The 17,140-nt window shown below is 36.6% G+C and carries 16 protein-coding genes and 2 other annotated features; all 16 genes read right to left on the bottom strand.

Annotation, left to right across the window (positions count from 1 at the left end; translation table 11 throughout):
* Positions 1-39: 39 nt before the first annotated feature.
* The 16 genes from AC2CGR_RS15235 to polA all read right to left on the bottom strand — a co-directional run bounded on the left by AC2CGR_RS15235 (position 40) and on the right by polA (position 17,074).
* On the bottom strand, positions 40-1,125 hold the full coding sequence (locus AC2CGR_RS15235; RefSeq protein WP_000163564.1) for a M42 family metallopeptidase: 1,086 nt from the start codon (positions 1,123-1,125) through the stop codon (positions 40-42).
* Between the two features lie 69 nt (positions 1,126-1,194).
* Positions 1,195-1,686, bottom strand: a complete 492-nt coding sequence (locus AC2CGR_RS15230) for a dUTP diphosphatase (protein ID WP_000365050.1) — start codon at positions 1,684-1,686, stop codon at positions 1,195-1,197.
* Between the two features lie 470 nt (positions 1,687-2,156).
* Positions 2,157-2,513, bottom strand: a complete 357-nt coding sequence (rplT, locus tag AC2CGR_RS15225) for a 50S ribosomal protein L20 (protein ID WP_001138362.1) — start codon at positions 2,511-2,513, stop codon at positions 2,157-2,159.
* Positions 2,514-2,550: 37 nt separating this feature from the next.
* On the bottom strand, positions 2,551-2,751 hold the full coding sequence (gene rpmI, locus AC2CGR_RS15220) for a 50S ribosomal protein L35 (protein ID WP_001125945.1): 201 nt from the start codon (positions 2,749-2,751) through the stop codon (positions 2,551-2,553).
* A 21-nt stretch (positions 2,752-2,772) separates the two neighbouring features.
* Positions 2,773-3,276, bottom strand: coding sequence for a translation initiation factor IF-3 (infC, locus tag AC2CGR_RS15215; protein ID WP_000973214.1), 504 nt, complete (start codon positions 3,274-3,276; stop codon positions 2,773-2,775).
* A gap of 62 nt (positions 3,277-3,338) precedes the next feature.
* Positions 3,339-3,459: a sequence feature (ribosomal protein L20 leader region), on the bottom strand.
* Between the two features lie 210 nt (positions 3,460-3,669).
* Positions 3,670-5,607, bottom strand: coding sequence for a threonine--tRNA ligase (thrS, locus tag AC2CGR_RS15210; RefSeq protein WP_000786081.1), 1,938 nt, complete (start codon positions 5,605-5,607; stop codon positions 3,670-3,672).
* 47 nt (positions 5,608-5,654) lie between these two features.
* Positions 5,655-5,883, bottom strand: a binding site (T-box leader).
* A 31-nt stretch (positions 5,884-5,914) separates the two neighbouring features.
* Positions 5,915-6,796 (bottom strand): putative sporulation protein YtxC, encoded by an 882-nt coding sequence (ytxC, locus tag AC2CGR_RS15205; protein ID WP_000569618.1) that lies wholly within the window; start codon positions 6,794-6,796, stop codon positions 5,915-5,917.
* A gap of 279 nt (positions 6,797-7,075) precedes the next feature.
* Positions 7,076-8,014 (bottom strand): primosomal protein DnaI, encoded by a 939-nt coding sequence (dnaI, locus tag AC2CGR_RS15200; protein WP_000400101.1) that lies wholly within the window; start codon positions 8,012-8,014, stop codon positions 7,076-7,078.
* A gap of 33 nt (positions 8,015-8,047) precedes the next feature.
* Positions 8,048-9,454, bottom strand: a complete 1,407-nt coding sequence (locus AC2CGR_RS15195; protein WP_131100812.1) for a replication initiation and membrane attachment family protein — start codon at positions 9,452-9,454, stop codon at positions 8,048-8,050.
* Positions 9,455-9,581: 127 nt separating this feature from the next.
* Positions 9,582-10,043, bottom strand: a complete 462-nt coding sequence (gene nrdR / locus AC2CGR_RS15190) for a transcriptional regulator NrdR (protein ID WP_001203687.1) — start codon at positions 10,041-10,043, stop codon at positions 9,582-9,584.
* A gap of 285 nt (positions 10,044-10,328) precedes the next feature.
* Positions 10,329-10,712, bottom strand: coding sequence for an adenosylmethionine decarboxylase (gene speD / locus AC2CGR_RS15185; protein ID WP_002003660.1), 384 nt, complete (start codon positions 10,710-10,712; stop codon positions 10,329-10,331).
* A 388-nt stretch (positions 10,713-11,100) separates the two neighbouring features.
* Positions 11,101-12,129, bottom strand: coding sequence for a glyceraldehyde-3-phosphate dehydrogenase (locus tag AC2CGR_RS15180; protein WP_484480972.1), 1,029 nt, complete (start codon positions 12,127-12,129; stop codon positions 11,101-11,103).
* A 109-nt stretch (positions 12,130-12,238) separates the two neighbouring features.
* The gene (gene coaE / locus AC2CGR_RS15175; RefSeq protein ID WP_270184758.1) at positions 12,239-12,841 is read right to left on the bottom strand and encodes a dephospho-CoA kinase; all 603 of its coding nucleotides are present in this window, start codon (positions 12,839-12,841) and stop codon (positions 12,239-12,241) included.
* Between the two features lie 51 nt (positions 12,842-12,892).
* The gene (gene ytaF, locus AC2CGR_RS15170; RefSeq protein ID WP_000281744.1) at positions 12,893-13,525 is read right to left on the bottom strand and encodes a sporulation membrane protein YtaF; all 633 of its coding nucleotides are present in this window, start codon (positions 13,523-13,525) and stop codon (positions 12,893-12,895) included.
* A 72-nt stretch (positions 13,526-13,597) separates the two neighbouring features.
* A complete protein-coding gene (mutM, locus tag AC2CGR_RS15165; RefSeq protein ID WP_001114481.1) occupies positions 13,598-14,428 on the bottom strand; it encodes a DNA-formamidopyrimidine glycosylase in 831 nt (276 codons plus the stop codon).
* A gap of 12 nt (positions 14,429-14,440) precedes the next feature.
* Complete coding sequence (gene polA, locus AC2CGR_RS15160) at positions 14,441-17,074, bottom strand: DNA polymerase I (RefSeq protein ID WP_131100814.1); 2,634 nt, start codon at positions 17,072-17,074, stop codon at positions 14,441-14,443.
* Positions 17,075-17,140: the final 66 nt, after the last annotated feature.

The raw sequence follows: 17,140 nt of genomic DNA, 5'->3' as shown, positions 1-17,140 counted from the left end.
TATAAAAAAAGCGAAGGAGAAGCTCCTTCGCTTTTTCTATTAATTAAATGTAATGTTATGTACAGCCTCTTTATCAAGACGTTTAATAACTTCTACAATTAACTTCACTGCATTTTCATAGTCATCACGGTGTAACATTGCCGCATGAGAATGAATGTAGCGCGTCGCAATCGTAATTGCCATAGACGGAATACCATTTACAGCAATATGAATTGCACCTGCATCCGTTCCACCGCCCGCTACTGAATCATATTGGTATGGAATTTGTAATTCATCAGCAACATCAACTACAAAGTCACGTAAACCTGTATGACCAATAACAGAAGCATCATATAAAATGATTTGTGGTCCATCACCCATTTTACTTTGTGCTTCTTTTGACGTTACACCAGGTGTGTCACCAGCAATACCAACATCTACCGCGAACGCGATATCTGGTTTAATATAGTTTGCAGATGTTTTTGCACCACGAAGACCGACTTCTTCTTGTACAGTCCCTACGCCATATACAACGTTTGGATGCTTTTCATCTTTTAATTGTTTTAATACGTCAATTGCAATTGCACAACCAATTCGGTTATCCCATGCTTTTGCAAGTAACATTTTTTCATTCTTCATCACTTGGAATTCAAAATAAGGTACAACTTGATCTCCAGGTCGTACGCCCCACTCCATTGCTTCTTCTTGGCTCGAAGCACCAATATCGATGAACATATCTTTAATGTCAACTGGCTTTTTACGCGCTTCTGGAGGTAAGATATGAGGTGGTTTTGAACCGATAACACCTGTTACATCTCCTTTACGCGTTACAATTGTTACGCGCTGTGCAAGCATAACTTGTGACCACCAGCCACCAACTGTTTGGAAACGAAGGAAACCTTTGTCATCAATTTGCGTAATCATAAAGCCAACTTCATCTAAATGACCTGCAACCATAATTTTCGGGCCGTTCTCTTCCCCTACTTTTTTCGCAACTAAACTTCCTAAATTATCAGTAGAAAGTTCGTCCGCAAACGGCTCAATATATTTCTTCATTACTTCACGTGGTTCACGCTCGTTACCCGCAATACCACGTGCATCTGTTAATTCTTTTAGCATTGTCAATGTCTCGTCTAATTTTGTCATTGCCAACACCCTCCTTTTTCTTCAGTCACTTCATTATACAAAAGGAAATTGAAATATTCAAAAATTAACTTAGTATCCTTGTGTTTGACGCTGATGATTTACTTCGTTTTTATCTAAATATGCCTTTTCAATCTCTTCTTGTTCAAACTCAAGTGCTTGTCCAAGTCGAAGGTAGCTTGTAAATAATTCAATATAGTTCGTAATAGATGGTTGATCCGTAAAACGAATCACCTTCGCATATGTGTCTAAGAAAATTTCTACTTGTGTTTTATTCGTCTGTGCACACTTATAGAATAGGAAGTTTTTATCAATACCTAAATCAATTCCGATTGATAAAATAAAATGCAAACCATCTACGTATTCTTCTAATATTACTTCACGTTCTGATGCTGGTTTGTTGCTCCAGTATTTAAAACAACGTGTTTCATTTGCAAGTTCTCCAATTTCTACAAGAAGAGCTAACATTTTTTCTTTTAACAACTTTTTCGGTTGTAAGTCATGTTCTTTCGCAATACGGTCATCTAATTCTTTTTGTAATTTAAATAGTTGTAGTAAGTCCACTCTATTGTCCTCCTCCAACATCGCATGTTACGCAACAATGTTGTTTCATCTCAAAGTTCATTATTATTTTTCGTTTCTTATTAATAAGTTAGCCATTTACCTCTTTACAAAATAGCTTGTCCTTAATTTACAAATACGTTTCAATCATCACGATTAGATTGTTCACTCCGATTGGTGATAGTTAATCATTATCCGTGTATTGTCCACTAATAAAAATGTTATTTTATCTGATGAAAGTTCCATATCATCTTTCCATTATAGCAGTGTCGTTTCACCTAGGAAAGATACTCTTCTTTCCAAAGGGGTATAATAAAAAAAAGCCAGAAGGATTCTCCTGACTTTATATGCATATTCTTCTATATTGCTATAACTTTTATATTGATTTTGTCATATCGATAACGACACACTTCTCTTTGCATACAAATAAAAAAACCTTAGAAGAAAAATCTTCTAAGGTTTCAACTAATTAATTAGTTAATGTTGTTTTTTGCAACTGTTGCTAATTCAGCGAAAGCTTTTTCGTCATGAACAGCTAAGTCAGCAAGCATCTTGCGGTTAACTTCGATGCCAGCATTTTTAAGACCGTGCATTAAGCGGCTGTAAGAAAGACCATTCATACGAGCTGCTGCGTTGATACGTGTAATCCATAATTTACGGAAGTCACGTTTCTTTTGACGGCGGTCACGGAATGCATACATTAGAGATTTCATAACCTGTTGGTTAGCAACCTTGAATAATGTATTTTTTGAACCGTAGTAACCTTTTGCTAATTTAATTACTTTTTTACGACGTTGACGAGTAACTGTACCACCTTTTACTCTTGGCATAATATTACCTCCTAATTGTTCTATATATCAGCCGAACTTATTTTAAGTTGTCAAGCATTTGACGAATGCGTTTGAAGTCACCAGCGCTTACTACACCAGCTTTACGTAGTTTACGTTTAGCTTTTGTAGATTTGTTAGCGAATAAATGGCTTGTGTAAGCGTGAGAACGTTTCAGTTTACCTGATCCAGTCTTTTTGAAACGCTTTGCAGCGCCGCGATGAGTTTTTTGTTTAGGCATAGGTATTTCCTCCTCTATCTATTACTTATCGTTTTTCGGTGCTAAAACTAAGAACATACTGCGTCCTTCCATTTTAGGCTTAGATTCGATTGTACTAACTTCAGCACAAGCTTCTGAGAAGCGATCTAAAACACGTTGACCGATTTCTTTATGAGTAATGGCACGTCCTTTAAAGCGAATTGACGCTTTAACCTTGTCGCCTTTCTCTAAAAACTTGATAGCATTACGAAGTTTTGTGTTAAAGTCGTGTTCATCAATTGTTGGACTTAAACGAACTTCTTTCATGCTAATTACTTTTTGATTTTTGCGCTGTTCTTTTTCTTTCTTCTGTTGCTCAAAGCGGAATTTACCGTAGTCCATAATGCGGCATACTGGCGGTTTCGCATTTGGAGCAACTAATACTAAATCAAGATTAAGATTTGCAGCTAAGTCTAAAGCGTCATTACGAGACTTGATTCCAAGTTGATCGCCATTTGCGCCAACTAAACGTACTTCACGTGCACGAATTTGCTCGTTAATCATCATATCCTTGCTAATAGTAAGCCACCTCCAAGGTTTTCTCAGAACATAGTTTGTAGTCATAGAACCCGACAAAAAAAGTGCGGGCATACGACACCCACACTTGTAAAATCTTAAGTAAGAAATACATTTACCTGTAAACTGCGAATGCGTCCATCAGGTGAGAAGCGGGTGCTTCTACTTGTTCCACAAAACAATATTCTATTATCCTTGATGAGTTTATCATAGGACATGACGTCTGTCAAGAAGACGCGATGTGTTTTACTAACAACAAGAAATATTGTAACAAACAACTAACATACTTGCAATACTTTTTTACGATAAGTATTACATGGTTTTTTTTTCTAATTTTCCTTGCTCATATTACATAGAAAAGCCGCGGTATACCGCGGCTTTTTCTTATCGTTTTCCTTCTACTTTAATCATGTCAACAAAAGCATCTAATGCGATTGTTTCTGATTTTTGTTCACCGTATTTACGTACGTTTACGCCGTTTTCAGTTACTTCATTGTCACCTACTACAAGCATGTACGGAATTTTTTGCATTTGTGCTTCACGGATTTTGTAACCAATTTTCTCTTCACGAGTATCTAATTCAACACGGATACCAGCACGGCGTAATTCATCTTGTACTTTTTTCGCATAGTCTAAATGTACTTGCGGAGAAACTGGAATTACTTGTGCTTGAACTGGAGCTAACCAAGTTGGGAATGCACCTTTGTATTCTTCAATTAAGAATGCTACGAAACGTTCCATAGTTGATACAACACCACGGTGAATTACAACTGGACGGTGTTGTTTACCATCTTCACCAACGTAAGCTAATTCAAAGCGTTCTGGAAGTAAGAAGTCTAATTGTACAGTTGAAAGTGTTTCGTCTTTTCCAAGAGCAGTACGAACTTGAACGTCAAGTTTTGGACCGTAGAACGCCGCTTCACCTTCAGCTTCATAGTAATCAAGACCCATTTCATCCATAGCTTCTTTTAACATGCCTTGTGCCTTTTCCCACATCTCATCATCAGCATAGTACTTTTTAGTATCTGCTGGGTCGCGATAAGATAGACGGAATGAGTAGTTCTCTAAACCGAAATCTTTGTACACTTCTAGAGTTAAGTTTACAACACGTTTTAACTCTTCTTTAATTTGATCTGGGCGTACAAAAATGTGCGCATCGTTTAAAGTCATTCCGCGTACACGTTGTAATCCAGATAACGCACCTGACATTTCATAGCGGTGCATTGTTCCAAGTTCCGCAATACGGATTGGTAATTCACGGTAGCTGTGAATATCGTTTTTATAAACCATCATGTGGTGAGGGCAGTTCATTGGACGAAGAACTAACTCTTCATTATCCATTTCCATTGATGGGAACATACCATCACGGTAGTGGTTCCAGTGACCAGAAGTTTCATAAAGCTCTCTGCTTCCTAGTACTGGAGTGTATACGTGATCATAGCCTAAGCTTGCTTCTTTATCAACGATGTAACGCTCAATAATGCGGCGGATTGTTGCACCCTTTGGTAACCAAAGTGGTAAACCTTGTCCTACTTTTTGGCTATTAGTAAATAGTTTTAATTCTTTACCTAATTTACGGTGATCGCGCTCTTTCGCTTCTTCAAGCATGCGTAAGTGCTCATCTAATTCTGCTTTCTTAACAAATGCAGTACCGTAAATACGTTGTAGCATTTTATTATTGCTATCGCCGCGCCAGTAAGCACCCGCAACGCTTAATAATTTAAATACTTTAATTTTCCCTGTAGATGGAAGGTGAACACCACGGCAAAGGTCGAAGAATTCGCCTTGCTCATAGATTGAAATAACTGCATCTTCTGGAAGATCGTTAATTAAATCTAATTTTAACTCATCGCCGATTTCTTCAAAGCGACGAATTGCTTCTGCACGTGGTACTTCATGACGAACGATTTCTAAGTTCTCGTTCACAATTTTTTGCATTTCTTTTTCGATTTTCTTGAAGTCTTCAACTGTAATTGCTTCTTCCATATCAATATCATAGTAGAAACCATTTTCAATTACTGGACCAATGCCAAGCTCAACCTTAACATCTTTATATAAACGTTTTAACGCTTGCGCTAAAAGGTGAGCTGTTGAGTGGCGTAAAATATATAAGCCATCTTCAGAATCTAATGTAATGATAGAAACTGCACCATCTTCTTCGATTGGTGTAACAAGATCAATCATCTCATCATTTAATTTTCCAGCCACAGCTTTTTTCTTTAAGCCTGGGCTAATAGAAGCTGCGATTTCTTCAGTTGTTACGCCTTTTGGAAACTCCTTCACAGCTCCATCAGGGAAAGTAATTTTAACTACATCTGCCATCACTGGTCACTCCTCTTTTTCTCAAAATAAAAAACACTCATCCCGTAAAAAGGGACGAGTGTTGAATTCGTGGTTCCACCCTTGTTCCAATTAACATAATTGTTAATTGCTCAAGTTCAACATAACGGTGTTGTCCGTTAGCAATTACTAGAAAAACCGTTCACTGCTAAAGTTTAGAGGTGGTAAGTAATAATCCCGTACTAGGAAGCTCACACCCTAAGGCTTCCCTCTCTGGAAATCGTAGAAAACTACTCATGTCCTCATCATGACATTTCAATATATTTCATTTATGTAGGTAATTATATGCTCAAAAACTTAGAAAATCAAGGGCGTTACCTTTATTTTTTAAATTTTTCACATTGCGCTCAAACTCATGTAATCCATGTAATTGTACCCGTTCTTGAAATACATTTCGCAAAGTAATAATCATATTATGGTCTTGTTCTTTCGTATATAAATAAATTTTTTTCGGCGAAATAGAAAGAAGTGGTGCAATTACTTTCGTATCAATATATACATCCTTTTGTTTTAATAAGTCTTCATCTATATATTGAACCAATTTCTCTTGTTTTAAACGTCTACCTTTATCATCATAGAAAATAAAACTTTCATCAAAAATAAGATGTACACATGACAAACGTGATTTCCGGCTACGAACTTGTTGCCGAAGCGTTTCAATAAACATTTGATATTCTTGTTCCAACTTATACTCATCAATCGCCACTTCAGCAAGCTTAGCTACCATTTCCCTATATGTACGAAGACGAAAACGAACATATGATGAAAACGAGAATGAAAGCGGATCACAAAGCCAGTTATTTAAAGAGGATTTAATATATGATTCAAATGTGTGACGTGTTAATTCACGAGCAATTCCTTTTCTTCTTCCTTTTAAAATCTCTTGTGCCATATGCAATATTTGATGACACTCTTCCTCTTCTTCATAAAAAAACTTCTCTTTTAAGATTGTATATATCCACTCATTTTGTTTCACATTCACAATGAAATATACCATTACTGGCAATAAAATCTTTTCAATATAATTTGATTCACATACTGGTATGTGAATCACCACTTTTTGTTCCTGTAAATACACACTCGTTTCCTTATATAACAGTTCCGCTCTTTTCAGTAGTTGTCTATATACATGCATAGCATCATTTTTTTCTTCGAAGCAAATTTCAATCACTTTTGTCCCCCCTTTTATCCCTGCTCTAAAGGACTGTATCTATACGTTACAAATCCTATAAGAGTCCGTCCCGCGTGAAAGTTCACTCTTAGTAGAATTACATTTCCTATCGTTAGAAAATCCACTCGATATGGCTTGCTAATTTTATATATATTAAGGGAGGGAGAAAAAAATGATACAAGCTACTAGGAATTTTCAATAAGAACTTTTCATTTTATAATTCGACTACTTAAAAAAACGTTTAACTACAAAAAAAGAGCAAGCTTCTCAGCTTACTCTTTACTTATGACGACGGTTTTTCCCGCCAATCGGAATTGGTTTCGCTAAATATTTAATTCGCTCCATAATACGAGCTGCTTTCATTTCTTCCGCTTCACCGCGCTGCGTATATGTTAAATGATGTTCTAGCTGCTTAAAATCAAAGTTAGACGTAAAGAACGTCGGTAAGTTTTCTAACATACGGAATTGCAAAATTGCACCGAGTACATCATCACGCACAAAGCTTGACATCGCTTCTGCTCCAATATCATCTAACATTAAAACTTGTACGCGTTTCACCGCATCAATCTTTTCCCCGATCGAATTATCTTGAATCGAACTTTTAATTTCACGTAGAAATTCAGGGAAGTATACAAGCATCGAACTTATTTTCTTTCGAGCAAGCTCATTCGCAATTGCTCCTAACAAATACGTTTTTCCTACACCAAATTTACCGTACAAATATAAACCTTGTACTTTTTTACCAGGTTCATATGTACTTAAAAACTCATTAGCTGCACCAATTGCATCAATACGCGCATCTAAATCTGAAGGGTCTAAGTTTTCCATCGTTGCTTGTAAAATATCAGTTGGCATATATACACTTTGAACGAGCTTTTCATATTTCTTCCTCTCGTCATATGCTACTTTTCTAACGCAACGATCATATTGAATATCAATCATCTTCCCTTGGATAACGAGCTTTGGCTCATATCCTTGCAGCATATTTTTACACGAACCTAGATCCGGACAATCCGCGCAACCTACACTTTGTCCAATATATTCGTATAATTTCACAAGACTGCGTTCAATCATAGACGTTGTTACTTCCCCTTTATGTTCGTCTATAAATTCTTTCACACGCGGATGTGCCATTACTTCCGCCTTTAATACTTCATATCTATTTTTAAAATTTTCATTTTCCATTAACTTTGCAAATGAATTTTGAATATGCTCCATTTTCTCACCTCAAAGAGCGTTCATTCTCTTCTATTAATCACGCTTATATTTTTTTAACACTTCTTCTAATCGTTTTCGTTCGTCCTCTAACGTACTTGCACCTTTTTCAGCATTTACATCTTTTTTCACAGTTTCTTTCTCTTGTTCTTTCGGCTCTTCTTTCAGCCAATCTGGTACCATTTCTTTTCGTACTGTTTTCTTCGACGTACGACCTTTCTTCTTCGTCTCAGCCCATTCTTGATATTGACGATTTTCTTCTTTCGCTAATGCCATTGCTTCAGCTACTGTACCGACCTTTTTACGTGCCCAATGCCCAGCAATCTTCTCGACATACGTTTTCGCAAGTTTCATATCTGAGCGTAGCATAACGTAATAAATAAGTACATTCACAACACCTGGCGTTAATTTTTGATTGATCATTACATCTTCAACGATTTGCAAGTCAGCCTTCGTCGCCTCTGCACCACCAGAGATTTCTTTCAATAGTTGCTTTGGTGAGATTTCCTCTAGCTGTTTGATTAACATCTCTTCTTGCGTAGAAGGCTCTTTTTCTTTCATCATACGTGCAGCGTGAGGCTGTACTCTTTCACTTAATACCGGTAATGCTTGACCATTTTCAAATTGATACCAATCGCGCGCTCCTTTTCTAAGCCTTTCGATATCAATTGTTTGCATCTCTGTCACTGCACCAAGAACGATATTTTGCATCGATAACACATCTACATCATACACGTAAGCAAGTGTAATGACACATTCTCGCACTTGATCTGTAATCGCCTTTTTAGGGACAAGAGCGGACAAGCCATCTACAAATAAAGAGAAATCAAAGAAATCATTCCAAACTTTTGGAGCGTCTCCCTTTTCATTACTTGGCATAGCTGTCGTTTTTGGAATACGAAGGTCTTCTTGCGCATGCTCAAGCTGCCCTGGATTAAACGAACCAAACACATCGTTAAAAGAACGCGTAACATTTTCATAAGATGCAAAATCAAATTCTTCTTCTAAGAAATAATGCTTTACTTGATTATATTTTGTCCGACTCAATCGATTGTATAAAAAGATACTTAAAACAATATCATCAAAAAACTGCTTCGGAGATAAAGGTGGTTGCAGCTCATATATAAACATTCGAATATCTTTTTCTTTCTTAATATATACTTTCAAAAGTCCAATTGCCTCTAACTTTACTCGTTCCTCATATACTTCGGGAAGCTGCATTTGCATGGTCACCATAAGGGAATGATGCGTATTCTCTTTTCCAAACACACGATCTTGCTCTAACTCTCCCCATAGCGTCATGTACAAGCTAAAAGCTCTACTACCTATTAACGGCTGATATAACATCGTTAACACTTTTCGGTCGTAATTATGCAATAACCCTTTCGCACTTACTTTATAACGATCAATCGGCAATAGCTCCATCCATGACTGTTTTTCCATTCTTGCTTTTCCTTTCTCTCATCCAATCTTCACTATATAATTTCTTAGCGAAAAAGAGCTATTAGCTTTCGCTTCTAGCTCTCTTATCTCATTATTTACGGTATGTAAAGAGAATACAATACAGATTCTACTCTCTTTCTTTTTGCAGTATATCTTTTAATTCTTCAATAAATACATTTAAATCTTTAAATTGGCGATATACAGAAGCAAAACGCACGTAAGCAACATCATCGATATCACGCAGTTCTTCCATAACAATTTCACCAATCATATCACTTTTCACTTCTGATATACCTAAATTACGAAGTTCACGTTCCACACTTTGAGTTACTTCTTCTAATTGTCTTAAAGATACTGGTCTTTTTTCACACGCTTTAATTAAGCCACGTAAAATCTTTTCTTTATTAAACTCTTCTCGTGTTCCTTCTTTTTTTACAACGATAAGAGGTGACTCTTCCACTCTTTCAAATGTCGTAAAGCGGCTTAAACAGCTTTCACACTCTCTCCTTCTTCGAATAGAGCGCCCCTCGTCTACCGGACGCGAATCTAACACTCTTGTACCATTATGAGAACAGGATGGACAACGCAATATATTCACTCCTTTACACTATACTCTTTATTTTTTCTCTACTTACTTCATCTGACAATATATATACATTATTATATAACTCATTTTAACTCTCTTACCACTTTAAGTTTAAGCGCATTATGCTATCATCTCGGTTTCAAAAATAAGATGGTAGATAGGGCGTTAACTCATTCGTAAGAGCTCCATTTATTCAACTAACGAGTACGTTATATTTTTCCTTTTTTATAAACTAAAAAAGAGGTGCATTATACACCTCTTTACATTTTAAATCAATTATGTTCTTTTTTAAAGAGCTTTTGTTTCTCTCTGCTTAATTTCGAAGCTACCAGTGCCTCGAGGAAGCTCGATGCTCTCACGCGTTTTCGCGTTTAAACCTTCTGCAATATATTCTGCAGCAACATTTGGATCAATACGATCCCCACAAGTATAAACATCAATACTTGCGTAACCGTGCTCCGGAAAGCTATGAATTGTTAAATGTGATTCCGAGATAATTACTACTCCACTTACACCTTGTGGTGCAAATTTATGGAAAGCAACCTCACGCACTTCAGCACCAGCTCTTAGTGCTGCATCCACAAATAATTGTTCAATATACGGCATGTCATTAAGCTTGTCGAAATCGCAATCCCAAAGTTCAGCGATCACGTGACGACCCATCGTATCCATAGTATCCATTCTACAGTTCCCCCTTGTAAATTTATTCTAACTGTTCGAATTGAAAACTAATTTGCAATTTGGCTTGCTCCACTACCACGGGGGAAAGTTAGTCCAGAGAGGTCCTAACCCTTTAAGTAGTGACTACGTACCTCAGCTCTTAAGTTTACGAGTGTTAGTATACTTTGTTTATTTTCATTTTGCAACAACAGTTTTTTCGATTTTCTGTCATATTTTCCTCTTTACTTTTCCCTAAAAAAAATAAATGATTCACGAATACAGTAACCCCAACGTTTCGTGGTATGTCCACTTTCAAAAATATACTTATATAATTTTTTTCCTTTTCAGAAAAAAATAAAAAAAAGAGGGCAAATATTCCACTTGCCCTCTCCTTATTCACTTAAATATGTTGCACATTTTCTTGTTTCGCTAATTCATCCACAACTAACGTTACAAGATCTACAACACGACGAGAGTAGCCCCACTCGTTATCATACCAAGCAAGTACTTTCACTTTACGATCACCCATTACCATTGTGGATAAACCATCAATAATAGCTGAGTGTGTATTTGTATTAAAGTCAATAGATACTAAAGGCTCTTCGCTGAATTCTACAATGCCTTTTAACGCACCGTTTGCAACAGTTTTGAAAGCATCGTTAATAGCTTCAACTGTCACATCACGTTTTACATCTACTACTAAGTCAACAAGAGACACGTTTGGTGTTGGTACACGAAGTGCCATACCATGAAGTTTTCCATTTAAATGTGGAAGAACTTTTGCTAGCGCTTTCGCAGCACCTGTCGTTGTCGGAATAATTGATTGTCCGCAAGCACGTGCTCTTCTTAAATCTTTATGTGGGTTATCAATATTTTTTTGGTCATTTGTATAAGCGTGAACTGTCGTCATTAAACCGTTTTCAATTCCAAACTGCTCATCTAACACCTTCACAACAGGTGCTAAACAGTTTGTTGTACAAGATGCATTTGAAATAACAGTATGTTTTGTAATATCTAATTGGTCTTCGTTCACACCAACTACAATTGTTACATCTTCATTTTTACCAGGAGCTGTTAAAATAACGTTTTTCGCTCCAGCTTCAACGTGAAGAATTGCTTTTTCTTTTGAATTAAATTTACCAGTTGCTTCAATTACAACTTCAACACCTAAATCTGTCCAAGGCAATTCCTTTGGATCGCGGTTGTTTAAAAGGCGAATCATTTTCCCATCAACTAATAAGTGATCTTCAAATGCTTCTACTGTTCCGTCAAACTTGCCGTGAACTGTATCATATTTAATTAAATGTGCTAACGTTTCAGATGGATAGCTTGCATTGATTGCTACAATTTCGAATGCGCTTTCTTTTATTGCCTGACGAAATACCATTCTCCCAATACGTCCAAATCCATTAATTGCCACACGAGTCATAATATGTTATCCCCCTTGAATGCGTTATACTATTTATCTCCAATCCCAATAATAGTATAACACAAAAAGGGGATATGTCACTAAGCATTTTCATTAATTTCACAATTTTTTAGTCAATAATGTTCCAATTCTTTAAAATCACCTGTAATTGTGTTTTCGTTCCCATAATTGTGCCATCATTATTTATCACTTCATCTGCATTTTTCATTTTTTCTTCTAACGGCATTTGAGATTGAATACGAGCTGTTGCTTCTTCTTCTGAAAAATTATTTCGCTTCATTAAACGTTCTAATTGCGTATGCGGCTTAACTGCTACAACTAAAACGTGGTCAACAAGACTTGTTAATTTACTTTCAAATAAGAGAGGAATATCTAACACAACCGCTTGCATACCTTCTTTTATGTACATTTCCTTTTGCCTATTCATTTCCTCACGCACTGCAGGATGAACAATTTTGTTTAACTGCAATCGTTTCTCTTCATTATAGAAAACGACACTTCCTAATTTTGGCCGATCCAGTTCTCCATCTTCTTGTAATACTTCTGTTCCAAACACTTCTACAATTTTGTTATATGCTGGCTTTCCTTGTTCTACAACTTCTCGCGCAATAATATCTGCATCAATAACTGGTATATTTAGCTCGCGAAACATTTGAGATACTGTACTTTTTCCGCTTGCAATACCTCCCGTTAATCCAATTACTACTGTCATAATACCCCTCCTCATAATAAAAGGCGCGAAACTAATGTTCCACGCCCGTACTTACATTTTCCAAATTCCAATAATAATGAGTAATACCCCAGGCAGGAATGTAAATTTTTGCAACCATTTCATATTTGATAAAACCGTTCCAAGTTTCATTCCAATAAATAAAAACAAAGAACTCATCACTGCAACTAATATCGCCATCATAGCGGGTGCATACCCTAATAAAGATGCACCAATTCCAGCACCAAATGAATCTACAGAAAGAGCGATACCAAGAAGCAATGCTTCTCCTGCAGAAATGGTGCCCGATTTATCGAAATCTGCTACAGTCGGTTTCCGTAAAATTTGAATGACTAACCCAAGCGAGGCAATCTCTAATTTCCAGACCTTCTCCTCTTGCTTTGGTTCTTCTTTTTTCTCACTTCGAAAAAATTGGTATAATACCCAAATCCCAATTCCAATAAGAACAAGCCCACCGATACGCGTTGCGATAACAGGTGAAAATACTTTCGCGATCATATGTCCAATTCCCATTGAAACAAGCATAACAGCCGCTGAACACATTCCGATAATTATAATTGATCTTAGTGGAATTCTTACGCTTCTTAAACCATATGTTAGCCCTACACTACAGCTATCTAAGCTTAATGTAAAAGCTAATAAAATAAGAGATAAATAAAGGTACATCGGTAAGCTCCTCCCTTATACATAGCTCTGCTGTATGTATATGACAAATGCCTATCCGATGTTATCTCTTTTCTATATTCTCGGCTGACAAATTGGGCAGTAATGCGTTCCTCTTCCGCCAACAACTGTTTTTTCTAATATCGTACCGCAAGTTACACACGGTTCTCCCTTTTTTCCGTATACATTTAGAAGTTCTTGGAAAGAACCAATTTGCCCTTGCGAGTTGATATACGTTCGAATTGTACTTCCGCCACGCTTCACTGCTTCGCCTAACGTTGTAACCGTCGCCTCGTAAATTCGTTCAATTTCTTCTGCTGTTAAAGACGAAGCTTCTCGTTCTGGATGAATTTGAGAACGGAATAAAACTTCATCTACATATATATTTCCAAGTCCTACTAAAAGACGCTGGTCTAATAATACAACTTTTATTTTACGATTTGTCTTTTGCAATCTCTCTTGTAAATACTGTGGTGTCAATTCAGCATCAAATGGCTCCGGACCTAAGTCAGCAAGAGGCATTTGATTCATTTCTTCACCCTTTTTAAAGAGATGCATCGTACCAAACTTTCTCACATCTTTATAATGTAATTCAGTTCCATCTGTAAATAAGAAACGGACGTGCGTATGCTTATCAATTGGCTCATCCTCTTGATGCAGTAAAAACTTACCTTCCATACGCAAATGTGAAACAATGACATAATTCGTTACATATAAAAGCAAAAACTTTCCTCTTCGCTTTATATTTTCAATCGTCTCACCTTTTAGCATTTCTTTAAAGATTTCTGCATCATCTGGACGTTTTACTATTTTGGGATAGGTAACAATGACATCTTCAATCGTTTTTCCTGTTACAAGATTTTCAAGTGTCCGTCTGACGTTTTCAACCTCTGGTAATTCAGGCATTTCATCACTTCCTTATTTTGCGTCGTACCAAGTTGGACCGTAAGAATAATCAACTTTCAGCGGAACTGCAAGTTCAATTGCATGCTCCATTACTTCTGGTACAAGCTTCTCTAATTTTTCAATTTCTTCTTTTGGTGCTTCAAATATTAATTCATCGTGTACTTGCAATAGAAGACGCGCTTGTAATCCTTCTTCTTCTAAACGATCTGCCATAATAATCATCGCTTTTTTAATAATATCTGCTGCAGTACCTTGAATTGGTGTATTCATAGCTGTACGCTCAGCAAAGCTACGCAAGTTGAAATTACGACTCGTAATTTCCGGAATGTAACGGCGGCGATTTAATAATGTAGCTACATATCCTTTTTGTTTCGCATCTTTTACGATGTCATCCATGTATTCTTGTACACCAGGGAAACTTTCTAAATACTTTTCAATAAATTCCGCCGCTGCTTTTCTTGTAATTCCTAAGTTTTGTGAAAGACCATAATCACTAATACCATACACAATTCCGAAGTTAACAGCTTTCGCTTGTCGTCTCATATTTGAAGTTACTTCATCTTTTTCAACGCCAAATACATCCATAGCTGTTTTCGTATGAATATCCATGTCATGTTGGAACGCGTCGACTAGCCCTTTATCATTTGCAATATGAGCTAATACACGAAGTTCAATTTGTGAATAATCGGCTGCGTACATAATCCACCCTTCTTCTGATGGAACGAATGCCTGACGAATCTTTCTTCCTTCTTCTAATCGAATCGGGATATTTTGTAAGTTTGGATCCGTTGAACTTAATCGGCCCGTTTGCGTTAATACTTGATTGAAACGAGTATGGATTTTAGATGAATCTTCATGTACAACTTTTAATAAACCTTCAATATAAGTTGAATTTAGTTTCCCTAATTGACGGTAATGTAAAATGTTTGGAATAATTTCATGGTGATCCATCAGCTTGTCTAGTACATCAGCTGACGTAGAATAACCTGTTTTCGTCTTCTTAATAACCGGTAAGTTTAAATTCTCAAACAAAATAACACCAAGCTGCTTCGGTGAATTAATATTAAATTCTGTTCCCGCCAGCTTATAAATTTCCTGTTCCATTTCCTTTAATCTACCCGCAAGTTCTTCTCCCATATTACGAAGACGTTCTGTATCAACTTTTACACCTTTTACTTCCATATCAGCTAATACACGTGCAAGTGGTAATTCTAACTCTGTAAACAGTTCATATTGCTCATTCTTTTCTAACTCTTCAACGAATGTTTGCTTTACATCATATAATACATGCACTTTACGAGCTACATGCTCCGCTACTACTTCTAGCTCTGGCACAGCACGCTTCGCACCTTTTCCGTAAACTTCTTCATCGGACTTCACAGCATGCGTTTCTTTCATTTTCGCTACAGTACGGAAATCTTTATCCGTATCAGCCGGGTCAAGTAAATACGCAGCGATTAATAGATCAAAGTCAATCCCTTGTATATCTATACCATTCCATTTCAGTGCAACGATCGCACGCTTCGCATCAAATGTATACTTTCTCATTTCTCCATCTGCAAGCCAATCTTTAAAAGCACCTGACTTAAGAGCAATTTCTGTCTGAATAAAGTAACATCCATTTTCATTTTGAATACCGAAACCTTGAATGTCTGCTTTATGATAGTTATCTTCTTGTACTTCAACGATAAGCGCACTATCTTGCTGCAGCATTTCTTCTGTAACTTCTTCCACAATATCAAATGTAATATCATCTAATTCAGCGGGAGCCGTTTCTTCTGGTGTAACACCTAATTTATTTAAAAGAGATGTAAATCCTAAATTCTCAAACATAGGAATAACATCGCTCGGTTCATACCCTTTGTATTCCATATCATCTACATGCACAGTAATCGGCGCATCTATAATAATAGTAGCAAGATCTTTACTCATAAGAGCTTGTTCTTTATTTGCTTCCAGCTTTTCTTTTAATTTCTTCCCGCTTACTTGATCTATATTTTCATACACTTCTTCAACCGTTCCAAACTGTGTTAACAATTTAATCGCAGTTTTTTCACCAACTCCTGGTACACCTGGAATATTATCTGATTGGTCGCCCATTAAACCTTTCATATCGATAATTTGTTTTGGTGATAAGCTATATTTCTCAAATAAAGCTTCTTTCGTATATTCATCTACTTCTGTAATCCCTTTTCGAGGAATGCATACAAGCGTATTATCAGAAACAAGTTGAAGTAAATCTTTATCTCCTGAAATAACTTTTACACTAGCTCCTTGTTCACTCGCTTCTTTCGCTAGCGTTCCCATAATGTCATCCGCTTCATAATTTTCTAATTCATAACGCGGTACGTTGAATGCATCGAGCACCTCACGAATAAACGGGAATTGCTCTGATAACTCAGGTGGAGTCTTTTGACGTCCTCCTTTATACTCACTATATGTTTTATGACGGAATGTCGTTTTACCCGCATCAAATGCTACTAACATGTGCGTCGGTTTTTCTTCCTCTAATATTCTCATTAACATCATTGTAAAACCGTAAATTGCGTTCGTATGTATACCCTTGTCGTTATTTAAAAGCGGTAGTGCAAAGAAAGCACGATACGCGATATTATTACCATCTACTAATACGACCTTTTTTTCCAAATCAGAAACCTCCCCATACAAATTTGAAATGATTTTTTTCACAGAAAAAAACCGTTTCTTTCCTCT

The organism is Bacillus sp. LSHTCR4 (assembly GCF_057197025.1).
Note: the sequence above shows the minus strand (reverse complement) of the source record. Positions and strands in the feature narration are given on the sequence as shown.

Coding starts and splice junctions, on each gene's coding strand:
- speD (WP_002003660.1), bottom strand. CDS start 10,712: ATGGATACGATGGGTCGTCACGTGATCGCTGAACTTTGGGATTGCGAT.
- AC2CGR_RS15235 (WP_000163564.1), bottom strand. CDS start 1,125: ATGACAAAATTAGACGAGACATTGACAATGCTAAAAGAATTAACAGAT.
- ytaF (WP_000281744.1), bottom strand. CDS start 13,525: ATGTACCTTTATTTATCTCTTATTTTATTAGCTTTTACATTAAGCTTA.
- AC2CGR_RS15195 (WP_131100812.1), bottom strand. CDS start 9,454: ATGGAAAAACAGTCATGGATGGAGCTATTGCCGATTGATCGTTATAAA.
- dnaI (WP_000400101.1), bottom strand. CDS start 8,014: ATGGAGCATATTCAAAATTCATTTGCAAAGTTAATGGAAAATGAAAAT.
- rpmI (WP_001125945.1), bottom strand. CDS start 2,751: ATGCCTAAACAAAAAACTCATCGCGGCGCTGCAAAGCGTTTCAAAAAG.
- mutM (WP_001114481.1), bottom strand. CDS start 14,428: ATGCCTGAATTACCAGAGGTTGAAAACGTCAGACGGACACTTGAAAAT.
- infC (WP_000973214.1), bottom strand. CDS start 3,276: ATGATGATTAACGAGCAAATTCGTGCACGTGAAGTACGTTTAGTTGGC.
- AC2CGR_RS15180 (WP_484480972.1), bottom strand. CDS start 12,129: ATGACTCGTGTGGCAATTAATGGATTTGGACGTATTGGGAGAATGGTA.
- coaE (WP_270184758.1), bottom strand. CDS start 12,841: ATGACAGTAGTAATTGGATTAACGGGAGGTATTGCAAGCGGAAAAAGT.
- rplT (WP_001138362.1), bottom strand. CDS start 2,513: ATGCCAAGAGTAAAAGGTGGTACAGTTACTCGTCAACGTCGTAAAAAA.
- thrS (WP_000786081.1), bottom strand. CDS start 5,607: ATGGCAGATGTAGTTAAAATTACTTTCCCTGATGGAGCTGTGAAGGAG.